Source organism: Skermanella sp. TT6, from assembly GCF_016653635.2.
Lineage (GTDB): Bacteria > Pseudomonadota > Alphaproteobacteria > Azospirillales > Azospirillaceae > Skermanella > Skermanella cutis.
Genome location: NZ_CP067420.1, coordinates 346,170 through 364,010 on the forward strand (window position 1 = coordinate 346,170; position 17,841 = coordinate 364,010).

19 protein-coding genes are annotated in these 17,841 nt (G+C 68.9%); 10 read left to right on the plus strand and 9 right to left on the minus strand.

Translation table 11 applies throughout. From position 1 onward, the window contains the following. Positions 1-184 precede the first annotated feature (184 nt). Positions 185-1,081: a formate dehydrogenase accessory sulfurtransferase FdhD gene (gene fdhD / locus IGS68_RS01630; RefSeq protein ID WP_201076825.1), complete on the plus strand. Its 897-nt coding sequence runs from the start codon at positions 185-187 to the stop codon at positions 1,079-1,081. After that, positions 1,068-1,703: a molybdenum cofactor guanylyltransferase MobA gene (mobA, locus tag IGS68_RS01635; RefSeq protein ID WP_201076826.1), complete on the plus strand. Its 636-nt coding sequence runs from the start codon at positions 1,068-1,070 to the stop codon at positions 1,701-1,703. The genes fdhD and mobA overlap by 14 nt, the downstream gene beginning before the upstream one ends. Here the strand turns inward: mobA and IGS68_RS01640 are convergent. After that, positions 1,700-2,074 carry a response regulator gene (locus tag IGS68_RS01640; RefSeq protein WP_201076828.1) on the minus strand — a complete coding sequence of 125 codons (375 nt, stop codon included), beginning with the start codon at positions 2,072-2,074 and terminating at the stop codon, positions 1,700-1,702. The genes mobA and IGS68_RS01640 overlap by 4 nt on opposite strands. A 371-nt stretch (positions 2,075-2,445) precedes the next feature. Here IGS68_RS01640 and IGS68_RS01645 point away from each other — a divergent pair, with 371 nt between their 5' ends. From IGS68_RS01645 to IGS68_RS01665, 5 genes are read left to right on the plus strand one after another with little or no spacing between them, the layout of a single operon-like run. Beyond that, entirely contained in the window at positions 2,446-3,438 is a 993-nt protein-coding gene (locus IGS68_RS01645; protein ID WP_247881126.1) for a TRAP transporter substrate-binding protein, read from the plus strand. 6 nt (positions 3,439-3,444) lie between these two features. Further along, positions 3,445-3,990, plus strand: a complete 546-nt coding sequence (locus tag IGS68_RS01650) for a TRAP transporter small permease (RefSeq protein ID WP_201076829.1) — start codon at positions 3,445-3,447, stop codon at positions 3,988-3,990. A 21-nt stretch (positions 3,991-4,011) separates the two neighbouring features. Next, positions 4,012-5,316 (plus strand): TRAP transporter large permease, encoded by a 1,305-nt coding sequence (locus tag IGS68_RS01655; RefSeq protein ID WP_201076830.1) that lies wholly within the window; start codon positions 4,012-4,014, stop codon positions 5,314-5,316. Between the two features lie 3 nt (positions 5,317-5,319). Further along, positions 5,320-6,093: a 5-oxoprolinase subunit PxpB gene (pxpB, locus tag IGS68_RS01660; RefSeq protein ID WP_201076831.1), complete on the plus strand. Its 774-nt coding sequence runs from the start codon at positions 5,320-5,322 to the stop codon at positions 6,091-6,093. A gap of 4 nt (positions 6,094-6,097) precedes the next feature. Next, positions 6,098-7,120, plus strand: a complete 1,023-nt coding sequence (locus IGS68_RS01665) for a 5-oxoprolinase subunit C family protein (RefSeq protein ID WP_201076832.1) — start codon at positions 6,098-6,100, stop codon at positions 7,118-7,120. Between the two features lie 104 nt (positions 7,121-7,224). Here the strand turns inward: IGS68_RS01665 and IGS68_RS01670 are convergent, their stop codons facing one another. Then, entirely contained in the window at positions 7,225-7,824 is a 600-nt protein-coding gene (locus IGS68_RS01670; RefSeq protein WP_201076833.1) for a hypothetical protein, read from the minus strand. A 175-nt stretch (positions 7,825-7,999) separates the two neighbouring features. Between IGS68_RS01670 and thrC the strand changes: the two genes are divergently transcribed. The 3 genes from thrC to IGS68_RS01685 are packed head-to-tail and all read left to right on the plus strand — an operon-like array spanning position 8,000 to position 11,325. After that, positions 8,000-9,427 (plus strand): threonine synthase, encoded by a 1,428-nt coding sequence (thrC, locus tag IGS68_RS01675; RefSeq protein WP_201076835.1) that lies wholly within the window; start codon positions 8,000-8,002, stop codon positions 9,425-9,427. Beyond that, a complete protein-coding gene (locus IGS68_RS01680; protein ID WP_201076836.1) occupies positions 9,424-10,686 on the plus strand; it encodes a M16 family metallopeptidase in 1,263 nt (420 codons plus the stop codon). Before thrC ends, IGS68_RS01680 begins: the two co-directional genes overlap by 4 nt. A gap of 48 nt (positions 10,687-10,734) precedes the next feature. After that, positions 10,735-11,325: a GNAT family N-acetyltransferase gene (locus tag IGS68_RS01685; protein WP_201080992.1), complete on the plus strand. Its 591-nt coding sequence runs from the start codon at positions 10,735-10,737 to the stop codon at positions 11,323-11,325. A gap of 695 nt (positions 11,326-12,020) precedes the next feature. On the opposite strand, the gene truA is transcribed toward IGS68_RS01685, so the two are convergent. The 7 genes from truA to IGS68_RS01720 form a co-directional block, all read right to left on the minus strand. Then, complete coding sequence (gene truA / locus IGS68_RS01690; RefSeq protein ID WP_201076837.1) at positions 12,021-12,785, minus strand: tRNA pseudouridine(38-40) synthase TruA; 765 nt, start codon at positions 12,783-12,785, stop codon at positions 12,021-12,023. Beyond that, a complete protein-coding gene (gene fmt / locus IGS68_RS01695; protein WP_201076838.1) occupies positions 12,782-13,717 on the minus strand; it encodes a methionyl-tRNA formyltransferase in 936 nt (311 codons plus the stop codon). Before fmt ends, truA begins: the two co-directional genes overlap by 4 nt. 21 nt (positions 13,718-13,738) lie before the next feature. Then, positions 13,739-14,566 (minus strand): class I SAM-dependent methyltransferase, encoded by an 828-nt coding sequence (locus IGS68_RS01700; protein WP_201076840.1) that lies wholly within the window; start codon positions 14,564-14,566, stop codon positions 13,739-13,741. 2 nt (positions 14,567-14,568) lie between these two features. Continuing rightward, entirely contained in the window at positions 14,569-15,087 is a 519-nt protein-coding gene (gene def / locus IGS68_RS01705) for a peptide deformylase (RefSeq protein ID WP_201076841.1), read from the minus strand. An 88-nt stretch (positions 15,088-15,175) separates the two neighbouring features. Continuing rightward, complete coding sequence (locus tag IGS68_RS01710; protein WP_201076842.1) at positions 15,176-16,579, minus strand: DNA recombination protein RmuC; 1,404 nt, start codon at positions 16,577-16,579, stop codon at positions 15,176-15,178. Positions 16,580-16,663: 84 nt separating this feature from the next. Continuing rightward, positions 16,664-17,257 (minus strand): recombination mediator RecR, encoded by a 594-nt coding sequence (gene recR / locus IGS68_RS01715; protein ID WP_201076843.1) that lies wholly within the window; start codon positions 17,255-17,257, stop codon positions 16,664-16,666. A 260-nt stretch (positions 17,258-17,517) separates the two neighbouring features. After that, positions 17,518-17,841: a YbaB/EbfC family nucleoid-associated protein gene (locus IGS68_RS01720; protein ID WP_201076844.1), complete on the minus strand. Its 324-nt coding sequence runs from the start codon at positions 17,839-17,841 to the stop codon at positions 17,518-17,520.

The following is a 17,841-nucleotide window of genomic DNA, read 5'->3' on the forward strand; positions in this document are numbered from 1 at the left end:
GTCAAGGACTGGGCGCGATGGTCGGTCGCCGAGCGCTATACCGCGATCGGCGTCGTCGCGGCCTCGCTGATCGGCGTGGCGACCCATCTCCTGCTTGACGTGATCTGATCGGCGGGTCCGGCTTCGGGCGCGTTGCCGCGCGCCGCGCTTGCCTGACCGGGGCGGTCGAATTACGCTCGCCCCCATGGAAGAGCTCCCCAAGGCAGAATTCGTCGTCCGCCCGGATCCCGCAGACCCGCGCCTGACGAAGCGGGTCGCCGGCATCGACCAGACCGGCGCCCCGATCGAAACCTCGGTCACCGTAGAGCGCCCCCTGACCCTGTTCCTGAACGGCCAGGAGATCGTCACCATGATGACGATCTGCGATTATCCCGAATATCTGGCGCTGGGATACCTGCTGAACCAGAACATGCTGCGCACCGACGACCGCGTCACCGACATCGTCTATGACGACGAGATCGAGACGGTGGTGGTTCGAACCGAGCGCCCCACCGACTTCGAGCAGAAGCTGAAGAAGAAGACGCTGACCTCCGGCTGCGCCCAGGGCACGGTGTTCGGCGACCTGATGGAGAAGTTCGGCGACATCCGGCTGTCCTCCACCGCGCGGCTGAAGACCTCCTGGCTGGCGGCGCTGACCCGCAAGATCAACACGGCGCCCAGCCTCTACCTGGAGGCCGGCGCGATTCATGGCTGCGTCCTGTGCCGGGAAGACAGGCCGCTGGTCTATATGGAGGATGTCGGCCGCCACAACGCCGTGGACAAGGTGGCGGGATACATGTGGCGGCACGGCCTGGGGCCCGAGGACAAGATCTTCTACACGACCGGACGCCTGACCTCGGAGATGGTGATCAAGACGGTTCAGATGGGCATCCCCATCCTGGTATCGCGCAGCGGCTTCACCGCCTGGGGCGTGGAACTGGCGCGCGAGGCCGGGCTGACGCTGATCGGCCGCGCCCGGGGGCGCCGCTTCGTGGCGCTGGCGGGGGAGGAGCGGATCGAGTTCGACCTCGCCTCGGGCGAGGGCGACGACGAGCCCGCCGCGCACCGCAGGAAGGGGAGCCGGGGCGATGACGGGGAATAAGGGGGAGGACGTCGTCGGCGTGCTGCTGGCCGGCGGGCTGTCGCGCCGCATGGGCGGCGGCGACAAGACGCTGCGGCTGCTGGCAGGCCGGTCGATCCTGGACCGGATCATCGACCGGGTCCGGCCCCAGGTGGGCCGGCTCGTGCTGAACGCCAACGGCGACCCGGCGCGATTCGCCATGACCGGGATGGAGATCGTCCCCGACGTGGTGCCGGACTATGCCGGGCCGCTGGCCGGCGTGCTGAGCGGGCTGGACTGGGCGGCGGATAACGTCCCCGGCGCCCGTTGGGTGGCGAGCTTCGCGACCGACGCGCCGTTCCTGCCGGCCGACCTGGTGGAGCGGCTGCGCGCCGCCGCGGAGCGGGAAGGCGCCGACATGGCCTGCGCCCGGTCCGGCGGGCGCGAGCACCCCGTGTTCGGCCTGTGGCCGGTCCATCTGCGCCACGACCTGCGCCGGGCCATGGTCGAGGAAGGGATCCGCAAGGTCGATGTCTGGACGGGGCGGTACCGGCTGGCGATCGCCGATTTCGAAGCCGACCCGGTCGACCCCTTTTTCAACACCAACCGCCCCGACGACCTCGCGGAAGCGGAGCGGCTGGTGGGGGGTCGTCTGGTCGATTAATGCCGGGCGGCGGCCGCGATGAGCCGGTCCAGGTCGCTGATCCGGTAGGGCTTGGAGACCCAGCCCGCCGCAGGCGACTCGCCGCGGGAGGACCCGATCACCTCGTCGATCGCGCTGCCGCGGCAGATCACCACGGGAATCCCGAGCCGGCCGGAGATCTCGCGGGCGGCGTCGATGCCCTCGTTCAGGTCGGAGAGGCCGCCGTCCACGACGGCCACGTCCGGGCGATGCAGCTCGGCCAGACGCACGGCGTCCGGGGCGGTGTCGGCCCAGGCGCAGACTTCGTAACCGAGGTCCATCAATCCGAATCGCACGGCCCAGGCGATCAGGGGATCATTTTCCGCAACGATCAGGCGGGTTTTATGGTCCATATCTTGCCTCCACAGGGGCGACCGACCCAAGGCTTATGGGTATCCCTATATCTTGGGTGCTGCAATTAGTCTCAACGATATACGGTGTGGTTTGTCGCGTCGGGCATCCGGATTTTTGCCCCGGCACCTCGAAAGCCGTCCACGGGCCGCGCGGAGGAACTACCACGCGCCGACGCCCTTGGCAAAACCCGGTATATGCGATTCATTTCGGGCAATTCCCGGTTTCGCCGTTCGTGCCGACAGCCCTGTCTGGACGCTTGACCGTCCCTCCCCGACAGGCGAGCATCGTTCCACACCGCCTGGCGCGACAAAAATGGCGGACCTGGGGCCAAAAGCCCGAGGCTTCACGGTTACAGACAGGGGACGTGTCGATGCGACGTTTGATGACCGCTGCCGTGGCTGCAGCAAGCTTGGCGGCGAGCTTCATGGTATCCGGGGCGATGTCCACGGCGGCCTGGGCCCAGACCCGGTGGGACCTGCCCACGGCCTATCCCGACAGCAACTTCCACACGCAGACACTGCGCTGGTTCGCCGACGAGGTGCGTCGCGCCACCGACGGGCAGCTCGACATCACGCTGCACAGCAACGCCTCGCTGTTCAAGATGCCGGAGATCAAGCGGGCGGTCCAGACGGGCCAGGTGCCGGCCGGCGAGATCCTGCTGTCCGCCTACGGCAACGAGGACCCGCTGTTCGAGGCCGACGCCATCCCGTTCCTGGCGGCGGGCTATCCGGCGGCGCGCAAGCTGTACGAGGTGCAGAAGCCGCTGCTGGAGAAGCGCCTGGCCGACCAGGGCATCCGGCTGCTCTACTCGGTCGCCTGGCCGGGGCAGGGCATCTACACCAAGCGGGAGATCGCCAAGGTCGACGATTTCCGCGGCATCAAGTTCCGCGCTTACAACGCCGCCACCGCCCGGCTGGCCGAGCTGCTGGGCGCCGCTCCGACCACCGTGCAGCAGGCCGAGGTGCCGCAGGCCTTCGCGACCGGCGTGGTCGACGCGATGATCACGTCGGGCGCCACCGGCGTGGACACCAAGGCGTGGGAATTCTCCAAGTTCTACTACGACACCTCGGCCATGCATCCGCGCAACATCGTGATGATCGGCGAGCGCGCCTGGCGGCGCCTGCCCGAGGAGGTGCGGACCAGCGTCCTGGAAATCGCCGCCAAGGCGGAAGAGCGCGGCTGGGCCGAGAGCGAGCGGATCGCCGAGGAAACCAAGAAGACCATGGGCCAGAACGGGCTGACCATCGTCACGCCGTCGGAGGCCCTGATGGGCGACGTCCGCGCGGTCGGCCGCACCATGATCGACGAATGGGTCAAGAAGGCCGGGGCGGACGGGCAGAAGATCGCCGACGCGCTGAAGTAACGGCCGATGCGCAGGGTTCTCGACGGGCTTTACCGGCTGTGCGGCTGGCTCGCGGCCTTCTTCCTGGTCGCGATCGCCGTGCTGATCCTGCTCCAGGTCGGCGGACGGCTGGTCGGGGTCCTGATCCCGTCGGCCGACGACCTGGCCGGCTTCGCCATGGCGGCCTCGTCGTTCCTGGGACTGGCCTACGCGCTCCGGGCCGGCGGGCACATCCGGGTCAGCCTGGTCCTGCAGCGGCTGGCCGGCGGCCCGCGCCGCTGGGCGGAGCTGTGGTGCCTTGCGGCGGGAAGCCTGCTGACCGGATACTTCGCCTGGTACAGCGGGGCCATGACGTGGGAATTCTTCGCCTTCGGGGACGTCTCGCCGGGGCTGCTGCCGATCCCGCTGTGGATCCCCCAGAGCACCATGACCCTGGGCCTCGGACTGATCTGCGTGGCGCTGGTCGACGACCTCGTCGCGGTGGCGAAGGGGCGGCCGGCGAGCTACGAGGGGGCCGGGGGTGACCTGCTCGAGTCCGAGAAGCTGGCGGCCGGCCCCGATGCGAAGCTCTGATTGCCGGAAAAGGCCTCGCCCTTGGACCCCCTGATCCTCTCCGCCGTCCTGATCGTCCTGCTGCTGCTCCTGCTCGCCAGCGGCATCTGGGTGGCGCTGTCGCTGCTGGCGGTCGGGCTGATCGCCATGCTGTTCTTCACCTCCGCCCCGTCGGGGCTGGTCATGGCGACCACCGTGTGGGGTGCCAGCGCCAGCTGGACGCTGACCGCCCTGCCGCTGTTCATCTGGATGGGCGAGATCCTGTTCCGCACCCGCCTGTCGGAGGACATGTTCCAGGGGCTGGCGCCCTGGATGGCGCGGCTGCCCGGCCGGCTGATGCATGTCAACATCGTGGGCTGCGGGATCTTCGCCGCGGTGTCCGGCTCCTCCGCCGCGACCTGCGCCACGATCGGCCGGATGTCGCTGCCCGAGCTGAAGCGGCGCGGCTATGACGAGCGGATGAGCATCGGCACGCTGGCCGGTTCCGGAACCCTGGGGCTGCTGATCCCGCCGTCGATCATCATGATCGTCTATGGGGTGGCGGCCGACGTGTCGATCGGCCGGCTGTTCATCGCCGGGGTGCTGCCCGGCATCCTGCTGATCGCCCTGTTCATGGGCTATGTGGTGGTCTGGTCGCTGATGAACCCGGAGCGCACGCCGCCGGGCGGCGCGGCGATGACCCTGGGCGGGCGGCTGCGGGCCTCGCGCCGGCTGATCCCGGTGGTGGTGCTGATCGCCGCCGTGATCGGCTCGATCTACTCCGGGATCGCCACCGCGACCGAGGCGGCGGCGTTGGGCGTCGCCGGGGGCCTAGTCCTGTCCGCGGCGTCGGGGACGCTGACCTGGGGCAGCTTCCGGGAAAGCCTGATGGGCGCCATGGTCACCTCCAGCATGATCGCCTTCATCCTGGCCGGGGCCGCCTTCCTGACGGTCGCGATGGGCTTCACCGGCATCCCCCGCGTGCTGGCCCAGTTCATCAACGAGCTCGGCCTGTCGCCCCTGGCGCTGCTGGCGGCGCTGACGGTGTTCTTCGTGCTGCTGGGCTGCTTCCTCGACGGGATTTCCATGGTTGTGCTGACCACGTCGGTGGTCATGCCGATGGTCCAGGCCGCCGGGATCGATCCGCTGTGGTTCGGGATCTACATCGTGCTGGTGGTCGAGATGGCGCAGATCACCCCGCCGGTGGGGTTCAACCTGTTCGTGCTGCAGGGGCTGACCGGGCGGGACATCCTGTATGTCGCCCGGGCGGCCCTGCCGTTTTTCCTCATCCTGGTCACGGCGATCGTGCTGGTCACCGTCTTTCCGGGCATCGTGACCTGGCTGCCGGCCCAGATGATCGGCGGCTGAGACATGGGCGGAACCGCATCCGGCGGGGCTTGCGACAGGCCGCGCTTCCTGCCCGCGGGCGACGCCGCGCTGACGGTCGAGTTCGGCGCCGCGATCGACGGGAAGATCAACGGGCGCGTGCTGGCGCTCGACGCGGCGCTGGCGGAGGCGGCCCTGCCCGGCGTGGTCGAGACGGTGCCCACATATCGCTCGCTGCTCGTCCAGTTCGATCCGGCCGTGCTGACCCATGGGGAACTGGCGGAGGCGCTGGCGGCCCTTGGACCCGCTTCCGACGGCGGGAAGGCCGAGGCGCGGCGCTGGACCATCCCGGTCGCCTATGGCGGCGAGCACGGCATCGACCTGGAGGAGGTCGCCCGCCACCACGGCATCACGGCGGAGGAGGTCGTCCGGCTCCACCTCTCGGGCGACTACCGGGTCTACATGATCGGGTTCGCGCCCGGTTTCGCCTATCTGGGCGGATTGCCGGAAGCGCTGCATACGCCGCGCCGGCGCGATCCCCGGATGAGGGTGCCGGCCGGGACCATCTCTATCGGCGGCATGCAGGCCGCGGTCTGCTCGACCCCGATCCCGTCGGGATGGCACCTGCTGGGGCGGACGCCGGTCCGCGGCTTCGACCTGCGCCGGCCCGACCCCTTCCTGTTCCGGCCCGGGGACCGGATCCGCTTCGTCCGGATCGACGCGGAAGAGTTCGGCCGGTTGGACGCGCTGGCGGAGGCCGGCGGCTACCTGCCGGAGCCGGACGGACCTGCCGGCGGGTCCGCCGGAGGGGAGGATTGAGCCGATGGCCGATCTGATCGTCCTCCAGCCCGGTCCCCAGGCCACGATCCAGGATCTCGGCCGCGTCGGCTGGCAGCGCTTCGGCGTCGCCGCGGCCGGAGCCATGGATCCGCCGTCGTTGCGCGCCGCCAACCTGCTGGCCGGCAATCCGCCCGGCGCCGCCGCGGTCGAGTTCACCCTGGCGGGCGGGGAGTACGAGGCGGAGGGAGCGACGGTGCGCCTGGCCGTCGCGGGCGGGGATTTCCAGGTCGCCGTGGACGGCGAGCCGGTGCCGCCCTGGACCGGCTTCGACCTGGAGCCGGGGCGGCGCCTGAGGATCGGCGCCGCCGGCGACGCGCTGCGCGGATACCTGGCCGTCGGCGGCGGCTTCGCCCTGCCGCCGCAGCTGGGCAGCCTGTCCACCCATGTCCGCTCCGGCCTGGGCGGGCTGGAGGGGAGGGCGCTCCGGGCGGGCGACCGCCTGCCGCTGGCCGCCGGCGCGGTGCCCGCGGGTCCGCCGCTCGCCCTCGACCCGCAGGGACTGCCGCCCCGGCGCGAGGTGCTGCGCGTGGTGCTGGGGCCGCAGGACGATCATTTCACGGCTGCCGGGATCGAGACCTTCCTGACCGGAACCTATGCCGTGACGGCCGATGCCGACCGCATGGGCTATCGGCTGAGCGGGCCGGAGATCGAGCATGCCGGCGGGTTCAACATCATCTCCGACGGGATCGCGGCCGGCAGCGTCCAGGTTCCCGGCACCCGCCAGCCCATCGTGCTGCTGGCCGACCGTCAGCCGACCGGGGGCTATCCCAAGATCGCGACCGTGATAACGCCCGACCTGCCGTCCCTGGCCCAGGCGCGGCCGGGGGGGACTTTCCGGTTTCAGGCCGTCGATCCGGCCGAGGCGGTGGCGATCCGCCAGAGCTGGGAGGCGATGCTCGGCCGGATGGGGGAACGGCTGGCCCCGGCGGGCGCGGGGAGGGAACTGGACAGCGAGCGCCTGCTCGGCATCAACCTGGTGGGCGGCGTGGTGGATGGCCTTGCCTGAGTTGCCGGGCTGGAAAAGGAAGAATTGGCCGCAGATGACGGCGATGGGCAGGGATGTTTCCCGGATTATCCCTGCCCATCGCCGTCATCCGTGGCATGAGAATCTCAGATCCGGTAGCCGGCGCGGAGCGGGGACAGGGGCACGTTGGCGCGGATCGCTTCCAGCATGAAGTAGCGGGTCATCTGGAGCGTGTCGGTGCGCCAGTACAGCTTGTGCAGGTCGTTGACCAGGAAGTCGGGTTCCAGGTTTGCGTAGCAGTAGGTCTCGACCCAGTTCTGGTCCGGCTCGGTGGGGGACGCCGCGTCGCGCCAGCCGATCATCCAGCCGGCATGGCCGGCGCCGGTGGCCCAGCGCTCGAAATGGGGGGCGACCGTGCTGGACCCGATCGGCTTGACCACCGGGATGGAGTAGACCACGACGAAGCGCCGGACGTTCAGCTGCATCTTCATCAGCAGGTCCTCGCCGAAGGCGTGGATCAGGTAGGCGGCGTCCGAGGTGCCGGTCACGTGCCGGGTCTCGACCCGGGCACGGGTCACGTGGGCCAGCTTCGTCGGCCGGGCTTCCTCGCCGAACCGGGGCATGTCGTATTCGACCGACGACAGGATGGACGGCATCTGGACCGTCAGGAACTCCTCGGTTTCCCGCTGGGCGGCATCCAGGCTGAGGTCGGGGGAAATCGCAGGCTGGGGAGCGGGCTGGAGCATCGCCGGAGGGTCCGTTTCTGGGGTGGGCAGGGTACGCCCGCAACAACCCGATCCATGCGCCTTTTGTTTCGCTGCCCTGTTCGATGGAGACGTCCCCGGCCCTTGCGCCCGCACTGGCTCACTGGCTAGTGTACGATGGCCGGCGGACCGGGCACGCACGTGGAGACTATTCAGCTTGCGCTACATCAGCACGCGGGGCGCGGCCCCGACACTCGCCTTCGACGAAGTTCTGCTCGCCGGGCTTGCGCGCGACGGCGGTCTGTACGTGCCTGAGACTTGGCCGACCTTCACGCCCGACGAGATCCGCGCGATGCGCGGGCTTCCCTATGCCGAACTCGCGGTCCGGGTCATGGCGCCCTTCCTGGGCGGCCGGGTGACCGAGGCGGAGTTCGCCGGGCTGGTGCGCGACGCCTATGCCGGCTTCGACCATGCCGCCGTGACTCCGCTGGTCCAGCTCGACCAGAGCACCTGGGTGATGGAGCTGTTCCACGGCCCGACCCTGGCCTTCAAGGACGTGGCGCTCCAGCTGCTCGGCCGCCTGTTCGACCATGTGCTGGCCAAGAAGGCCGAGCATGTGACGATCGTGGGCGCCACCTCGGGCGACACGGGGTCGGCGGCGATCGAGGCCTGCCGCGACCGCGAGGCGGTCGACATCTTCATCCTGCACCCCAAGGGCCGCACGTCGGAGGTGCAGCGCCGCCAGATGACGACGGTGCTGTCGGACAATGTCCACAACATAGCGCTGGAAGGCTCGTTCGACGATTGCCAGGACCTGGTCAAGGCGATGTTCAACGACACGTCCTTCCGGGACGAGCAGAACCTGTCGGCGGTCAACTCGATCAACTGGGCCCGCATCATGGCCCAGATCGTCTATTACTTCGCGGCGGCGATCGAGCTGGGGGCGCCGGACCGGCAGGTCTCCTTCGCCGTGCCGACCGGCAATTTCGGCAATGTCTACGCGGCCTACGGCGCGCGGGCCATGGGGCTGCCGATCCAGCGGCTGGTGGTCGGGACCAACTCCAACGACATCCTGGCGCGTTTCTTCGCCACGGGCACGATGCAGACACAGGCCGTCATGCCGACCATCAGCCCGAGCATGGACATCCAGATCTCCAGCAATTTCGAGCGGCTGCTGTTCGATCTCTACGACCGCGACGGCCCGGCGCTGAACCAGTGCATGGGACGGTTCCGGTCGGGCGGATCCTTCGCCGTGACACCGGCCCAGCTGGAGCGCGCCCGCCTGGTGTTCAACGGCCACAAGGTGGACGAGGAGCTGACCCGCGCGACCATGGCGGAGACCCGCCGGCTGGCCGGCGGCCTGCTGATCGACCCGCACACCGCCGTCGGCCTGGCCGCCGCGCGCGCCGAGCAGCCCCATATCGATCCCGCCGTTCCCCTGGTGGCGCTCGCCTGCGCCCACCCCGCCAAATTCCCCGATGCGGTCGAGCGGGCGACCGGCGTGCGTCCGCCGCTGCCGCCCCGTCTGGCCGATCTCTATGAACGCGAGGAGCGCGTCACCGTGCTGCCCAACGACCTCAGGGCCGTCCAGGCCTTCGTCCGATCCCGAGCCCGCCGCACCGCCGCAGGGCAGAGGAGCGCATGAGTACCATCAAGGTAACGACTCTTCCCAACGGCCTCCGGGTCGCCACCGACAGCATGCCCCATGTGGAGACGACGTCGCTCGGCGTCTGGGTCGGCGTCGGCACCCGCAACGAGCGGGCCGAGGTCAACGGCGTCGCCCATCTGGTCGAGCACATGGTGTTCAAGGGCACGCCGAGCCGGACCGCCTTCGACATCTCCGAGCAGATCGAGGCGGTGGGCGGCCACATGAACGCCTACACCACCCGCGAGCACACGGCCTATTACGCCAAGGTGCTGAAGGAGGACGCGGCCCTCGCCCTCGACGTGATCGGCGACATGCTCCAGCACAGCCTGCTGGACGAGGACGAGCTGGTCCGCGAGCGCGACGTGGTCCTGCAGGAGATCGGGCAGGCCGAGGACACGCCCGACGACATCATCTTCGACCATTTCCAGGCCTGCGCCTTCCCCGACCAGGCGCTCGGCCGCCCGGTGCTGGGACAGCCGGAGATCATCGGCGCGCTGCCGCGCGACGCGCTGGTGGACTATATCGGCGGCAATTATTCCGGCCGGACCATGGTGCTGGCGGCGTCCGGCCGGATCGACCACGGCTGGCTGGTCGCGAAGGCGGCGGAGGTCTTCCGCGACCTGCCGGCTCCGGTGGATCCGGCGGCGCTCGACCCGGCGCGCTATGCCGGCGGCGATTTCCGCGAGGACCGCGACCTGGAGCAGCTGCACATCGTGTTGGGCTTCGAGGGCGTCGGCGTCCACGATCCGGACTATTACGCCCATTCCGTGCTGTCGACCCTGCTGGGCGGCGGCATGTCGTCCCGGCTGTTCCAGGAAGTGCGCGAGAAGCGGGGGCTGGCCTACAGCGTCCATACCTTCTCCGGCGCCTACGAGGACGGCGGCCTGTTCGGCGTCTATGCCGGGACCGGGCCGGAAAAGGTCGGCGAACTGGTGCCGGTGATGTGCGACGAGCTGTGCAAGGTGGCCCTGGACGTCACCGACGAGGAAGTCCGCCGCGCCCGCGCGCAGCTGAAGGCCGGCATGCTGATGGCGCTGGAAAGCACCATGTCGCGCTGCGAGCAGCTGGGCCAGCAGATGGTGATCTTCGACCGTCCCGTGCCGGTCACCGAGATGGTGGAGAAGATCGACGCGGTCGATGCCGCCGCCGTACGCCGCGTCGCCCTCCGGCTGCGCGCCAAGGCGCCGACCGTGACCGCGCTGGGACCCCTGGACGGGCTTGAGGATTATGGGCGGATCGCCGCGCGCCTGTCCTGACGCCGTGTTCACGCCATGGAAGATTCATCCGGGGGATGGCGCAGGGCCGTGATCGGATTGCTGAGGAATGGCCTGATCAGTCCGCCCGCGATACGGCTCGACGGCCAAAGGGTCTCGATCCGGCCGCCGCTGGCGCGCGACTGGCAGGAATGGTCCGACCTGCGCGACCGCAGCCGCGCCTTCCTGACGCCGTGGGAACCGACCTGGCCGGCGGATGCGCTGGCCCGCACCGCCTATCTGCGCCGGCTGCGCCGCCAGCTCATCGAGTGGCGCGACGACGAGGCCTACAGCTTCCTGGCCGTGGAGCGCCGGACCGACCGGGTGGTCGGCGGGATCGGCCTGAGCAACATAAGGCGCGGCGTGGCCCAGACGGGCACGCTGGGCTACTGGGTCGGCGAGACCTATGCCCGGCGCGGCTACATGAGCGAGGCGACCCGCCTGACCCTGGACTTCGCCTTCGGCCAGCTGGGACTTCATCGGATCGAAGCGGCGTGCCTGCCGACCAACGCGCCGAGCCGCGGCCTGCTGGAGAAGGTGGGCTTCCAGTACGAGGGCTATGCAAGGGGTTACCTGCGCATCGACGGCGCCTGGCGCGACCACGTGCTCTACGCGATCCTGCGGGAGGAGTGGCGGGGGTGAGGAACGACACGCTTTGAGTATTCCTCTCAAGATGTCGCATGCGGTCGAATGGGCGTTGATCCAGCGACCGCATACCCCTTATGATCAGGGCATCTTGATCATCCACAGGGACGCGGGGAAAGGCGATGGGGCACTGCAAGACGGAGAATGCATCGTCGTCAGAACGTCAAGAGGAGCAGCACGCCGCGCCCAAAGGTTTGGATGGTATGGAGCCGGGCGTTAGAGTTGTGTTGTCGGAACGTAACAGGGCGGCACTCCTGGTCGTGCTTCAAAAGGTGAAGCAGGAGGCCGACGTAAATGGATGGTTGCCCTATAGGCCTTTCGCCGACTGTAAGTAGAGATATGGAATGGCGAGGGTCCCTCGGTGGTCCGCAAGCGACCATAGAGAGCTCCTGTCATTTCACAGGAGCCGATTTGAGCGCCAGTGAGAAGGCGACTATAGACCAAATCGTTGAGTCTTTAAGAATAAGGCCATCCTTCTCTGGGGATATTCATATCTGGGGTTTTGATTATGGAGATATGCATATTCGTCGCTCCGGCGGAGTATATGTAATGTATCAATTATTTAGAACTGTGTTCCCACGAGCAGGCGAAGTAAGAATTTCTCCTTATCATGTCGTTCTTTGGCATTGCGGTCATTGCCGCCAGGATGATGGCTATCTTTGGATTGATTGCCTGCCAGAGCCGATGAGGCTCTAACGTCCCTGATTGTTATCTGCTGTTCCGTACACCACGTCCGTGAAATAGAGCCCGTCCGGCGGCGCCGTGGGACCGCCTTTCGAGCGGTCGCGTGCCTCAAGGGCGGTGCGGACGCGCTCGACCGGCCAGCGGCCTTCGCCGACCAGGACAAGGGTACCGGTGATGTTGCGGATCTGGTGGTGCAGGAAGGAGCGGGCGCGGGCGGTGATGCGGATCTCGGGGCCGGAGCGGGTCACGGTCAGCACGTCGAGGGTCTTCACCGGCGATTTCGCCTGGCACAGGCTGGCGCGGAAGGTCGTGAAGTCGTGGCGGCCGATCAGGATCCTGGCGGCCGCGTCCATGGCCTCGGCGTCCAGGGGGCGGCCGATCTGCCAGGCGCGGCCGTCGTCCAGGGCCAGCGGGGCGCGGCGGTTGACGATGCGGTAGACATAGCCACGCTCGACGGCGGACATTCGGGCGTGGAAATCGTCCGGGACCGGTTCGGCGTCGAGCACCGCGATGGGAGCCGGCCGCAGGTGGAAGTTCAGCCCGTCGCGGATGGCGCGCTGGGTCAGGACCTTCCCCAGGTCGAAATGGGCGGTCTGCCCCAGCGCGTGTACGCCCGCGTCCGTACGGCCGGCGCCATGGACGCGTACGGTCTCGCCCGACAGCTTCTCGACGGCTTCCTCCAGACATTGCTGGATCGACGGACCGTTGTCCTGGCGCTGCCAGCCGACGAATCCGCGGCCGTCATACTCGACGGTGATCTTCCAGCGGCTCATGGTGCCGTCAGCGCGGTCCCGACCGGCAGCTGGAAACCGCGCAGGAAGGCGTCGCCGTCCACCGCCGCCTTGCCGGGCCGCTGCACGCGGGTCAGGCGGATGGCACCTTCCACGCAGGCCACGGTTAGGCGACCGTCCAGCAGGGTGCCGGGAGCGGCGCCGGACGGATTGCCGGCCGCTTCGGCGCCCAGCACCTTGATCCGCTCCTTGCCCAGGTCGAACCAGACGCCGGGCCAGGGATTGAGCGCCCGCACCTGACGCTCCGTCTCGGCGGCGGAACGGTTCCAGTCCAGCCTGCCGTCCTCGCGGGTCAGCTTGGCGGCATAGGTGACGCCTTCCTCCGGCTGCGGGACCGGCGTCAGGCTCCCGGCGGCCACGCCGTCCAGGGCCTTCACGATCAGGTCGGCGCCCAGGACGGCCAGCGCGTCGTGCAACTCGACGGCGGTCGTCCGTTCCGTGATCGGAACATTGCCCTTCAGCAGCATCGGCCCGGTGTCCAGGCCGGCATCCATCCGCATGATGGTGACGCCGGTCTCGGCATCTCCCGCCAGCAGGGCGCGGTGGATCGGGGCGGCTCCGCGCCAGCGCGGCAGCAGGGATGCGTGGATGTTCAGGCAGCCGAGGCGCGGCGCGTCCAGGATCGGCTGCGGCAGGATCAGCCCGTAGGCGGCGACCACGGCGCAGTCCAGGCCGAGGGCGTCGAAGTCGGCCTGGGCCTCGGCAGTGCGCAGCGACTTGGGCGTCCGGACCGGGATGCCGCGCTCCTCCGCCAGCACGTGGACGGGCGAGCGCTGAGTCTGGTGGCCGCGACCGGCGGGCCGGGGCGGCTGGCTGTAGACGCAGGCGATCTCGTGGCCGGCGTCGATCAGGGCGCGGAGGCCGACCGCCGCGAACTCGGGCGTGCCCATGAAGGCGAGGCGAAGAGGGGTCATGTCCGGGTCCTCCAACTCGGGTCAGCGAAGGTGCGGCTTCTGGAACACGGCGACCATGCGCCAGGCTTCCTCCGGATCGTCGATCGCGACGTCCAGGTCGAGCCCGCCGAACCAGGCGACCGCCTCCAGGCATCCGCTCGCCCGCGCCAGCGCGTCCAGTTCCTGCACCGTGAAACGGCGCTGGAAAGCCTTGTCGCGGATCACCTGCTTGCGCCCGCCCTCCCAGATGGTCAGCGTCGTGGTCACCTGGGCGACCTGGCTGACCGGGTCGAGGCTGTCGCCCGGCGATCCCCAGCGGACCCGAACCCGCGTGCCATCGCGGGTGACCTCCCAGCCGTCCTCGGTCGCGTCGTCGATGTTGAACAGCTCGCGCGGGTGGGGCAGCTCGACGATCAGCACGCCGCCGGGAGCCAGTGCCTCGGAGACCCGTTGCAGGCAAGAGATGACGGCGCTGTTGGTCAGCAGGCACGCGGCCGAGCCCAGCAGGAGCAGCGCCATGTCGACCGGCCGGTCCAGCGCGAAGCCGGTCATGTCGCCCTCCTGGTAAGCGATCTCGACCCCGGCCGCCGCGGCCTTTTCGGTGCCGTAACGGACCATGGCCGGCTCGCGGTCGAGCGCCGCCGCCCACAGGCCGCGGCCCGCCAGTTCGATCGCGTGGTTCGCCGGCCCCGCCGCCAGTTCGAGCACGCTTTCCGGGGCGCGGCCCAAGTGCCGGGCCGCGACGGCGGCCAGGAAATCGCACTCCTGCGCGAAGTCGCGATAGGCGAAGGCGATGTCGTAGTAGCGCGCGGCGCCGTAGATGCGGCCGTGCTGCGACTGGCCGGACGGCGTTTCGGAGGTATCGGCCAAAATCAGACCGTTTCCTGCGACCGCTTCTGTTTCTGGAGCTTGCGCAGGATCATGTTGCGCTTCAGGAGCGACAGGTGATCGATGAACAGCACGCCGTTCAGGTGGTCGATCTCGTGCTGGATGCAGGTCGCCAGCAGGTTGTCGGCGTCCAGCTCCCGCACCTCGCCGTCGCGGTCCAGGTAGCGCAGGCGCACCTGCTTCGGCCGCGTCACGTCGGCGTAATGGTCGGGCAGGGAGAGGCAGCCCTCGTTATGGACCGACTTCTCGTCGGACTGCCACAGGATCTCCGGGTTCGCCATGGCGAAGGGCTGGGGCTTCTCCTCCTTCTCCGCCACGTCCACGACGATCACCCGCTTCAGGATGCCGATCTGGGGTGCCGCCAGGCCGATGCCCGGCGCCTTGTACATGGTCTCCAGCATGTCGTCCATCAGGGTGGCGATGGAGCCGTCGACGGATTCGACCGGCTTCGCCTTGGTCTTGAGGACGGGATCGGGCGCGATGATGATGGGGCGGATGGCCATGGAGCCCTGTAGCGAATTCGGTCTATTGCGGGATGACTGTTGCAAATATGATTTCCGGGGCCGTGCGTCAAGCCGCAAGCTGGCCAGTTCAGGGCAGCGGGGCGGGCAGCCGCCATTCCTGGGCCTGGAGGCTTCGCGGCGCCTGGTCGAGCGGCTGGAGTTCCGGCAGTTCCGCGTTGTTCGGCGCCACGTGGAGGTCGCGGAACCGCCGGGCGCTGACCAGCACGCGGGTCTCCAGGGTGCCGACCGCGCCGTTGTAGCAGTCCACCGCCTTGCCGAGCTGGCTGCCCAGCCGGTCCATGTGGCCGCCCAGGTCGCCCAGCCGCTTGTAGAGCTCTGCGCCCAGGTCGCTGATCTCTCGCGCGTTGCGGGCCAGGTGCTCCTGCCGCCAGCCATAGGCGACGGCCCGCAGCAGCGCTATCAGCGTGGTCGGCGTCGCCAGGATCACGCCGTTGTCGATGCCGGCCTCGATCAGGCCGGGGTCGTGCTCCAGCGCGGCGCTGAAGAAGTTCTCGCCGGGCAGGAACAGCACGACGAATTCGGGCGAGGCGGCGAACTGGTCCCAGTAGGCCTTGCCGCCCAGCTGCTTCATGTGCTCCCGCACGTGGCGGGCATGCCGGACCAGGGCGTCGCGCCGGCCGGCGTCCTCGGCCGAGCCGGTCGCGTCGAGATAGGCTTCCACCGGGGCCTTGGCATCCACCACGATGGTCTTGTTGCCCGGCAGCTTGACCACCATGTCGGGTCGCAGCTTGTTGCCCTGGTCGCCGGTCACCGTCTGCTGCTCGAAGAAGTCGCAATGGTCGACCATGCCGGCCATCTCGACCACGCGCTTCAGCTGGATCTCGCCCCAGCGGCCGCGCGCGACGGGGGAGCGCAGCGCCCGGACGAGGTTGGCCGTCTCCCCGCGCAGTTCGCGCTGGCTGTCCAGCAGGGAGAGCACCTGCTGCTTCAGCCCCTCGTAGGCGCCGATCCGCTCCTTCTCCAGGGTCTGGATCTGGCCGTCCATCTTCTCCAGCGAGTGGCGCACCGGGGCGACCAGGTCGGAGATCGCCGCCTGACGCTGCTCCAGGTCGCCGCGGGCGCTCTCCTGGAAACGCTCCAGGGTCGTGCGGGCGAGATCGAGGAAGCTCTGGTTGTTGCTGCGCAACGCTTCCGCCGACAGGGCCTTGAAGGCGTCGGACAGTTTCGATTCGGCCCGCTCCAGCAGGGCGATCTTTTCGGCCGAGGCCAGCCGTTCCTGCTCCAGCCGGGTCTGGAGCTGCGCGTGGCCGGTCTGGGCGCGCCCGAGTTCACCGCGAAGCGCGGAGAGCGCCCGGTCCCGCTCCGCCAGGTCGGCCCGCAGGTCGTCGTTCTGGCGCAGCGCGAAATCCGCCTCCGCCGCCAGCCGGCCGGCTTCCGCCTGGCCGATGCCGCCGCTGCGCAACAGCAGGACGATGCCGGCTCCGAAGACGAAGCCCAGGATCAGCGACAGCACGTCGAGCGCGAACGGCATCAGTTCTCCTTCCACCAGATGACGGGATGCTACCGGATCGGGCGGGGAAAGAGAACGGGGGAAGAACGGTTCGGCCGAAGGCCGTCAGAACGGACGCCTGGACCGGAGCGCCGCGGTCAGGGTGCCGTCGTCCAGATAGTCCAGCTCGCCGCCCACGGGCACGCCGTGGGCCAGCCGCGAGACCGTCACGTCGCAGTCGGCCAGCCGGTCGGTGATGTAATGGGCGGTGGTCTGGCCCTCGACGGTGGCATTCATGGCCAGGATCACTTCGGTCACCTCGGGCCGGCGGGCGCGGTTGATCAGGCCGGAGACGTTGAGGTCGTCGGGGCCGATGCCTTCCAGCGCCGACAGGGTGCCGCCCAGCACATGGTAGAGGCCCTTGAAGGAGCCGGTGCGCTCCAGCGCCCACAGGTCGCCGACCTCCTCCACCACGCAGACCAGGGCGCCGTCCCGCCTCGGATCGGCGCAGACGGAGCAGGGATCGCGCGTGTCCAGGTTGCCGCACACGGAGCAGGTCTTGATGGCGTCGGCCGCCTCGTGCATGGCGTCGGCCAATGGGCTCAGAAGGCTTTCGCGCCGCTTGATCAGGTGCAGCGCCGCCCGCCGCGCGGATCGCGGCCCCAGCCCGGGCAGCTTGGCCAGGAGCTGGATAAGGCGGTCGATCTCGGAACTGCTCAAATTCGCTCCCTGGCTTTGCCGGCTGGAGAGATGCTTTCGCCGCCGGCGTGTAGTTTGTCGCGGCGGCTTCGCTTGTCGCAGCGGCTTCGCTTTTCGTCATAGCCGGGCTTGACCCGGCTATCTCCCGCCGGGAACAGCATCGTCCGACCGCCCGGAGATGACCGGGTCAAGCCCGGTCATGACGGAAATGGGTGCCGTCGTCCGAACGCCCGGTCATGACGGGAAGGAAGGCCGCGCAACCGGAAAGGCCGCCCTTCCGCTCAGAACGGCAGCTTCATGCCCGGGGGAAGCTTCATGCCGCCCATCAGCTTCTGGGTCTCCTCGGCGACGTGCTGCTCGACCTTCAGCTTGGCGTCGTTGAAGGCGGCGACGATCAGGTCCTCGATCACCTCGACGTCGTCGGGATCGACCACGGACTTGTCCAGCTTCAGCTTCTTCATCTCGCCCTTGCCGTTGAGCGTGACGTTGACCATCCCGGCGCCGGACTGGCCGGTGACTTCGACCTCGGCCAGCGCCTCCTGCATCTGCTGCATGCGGGTCTGCATTTCTTGGGCCTGCTTCATCATTTGGCCGAGATTCTTCAT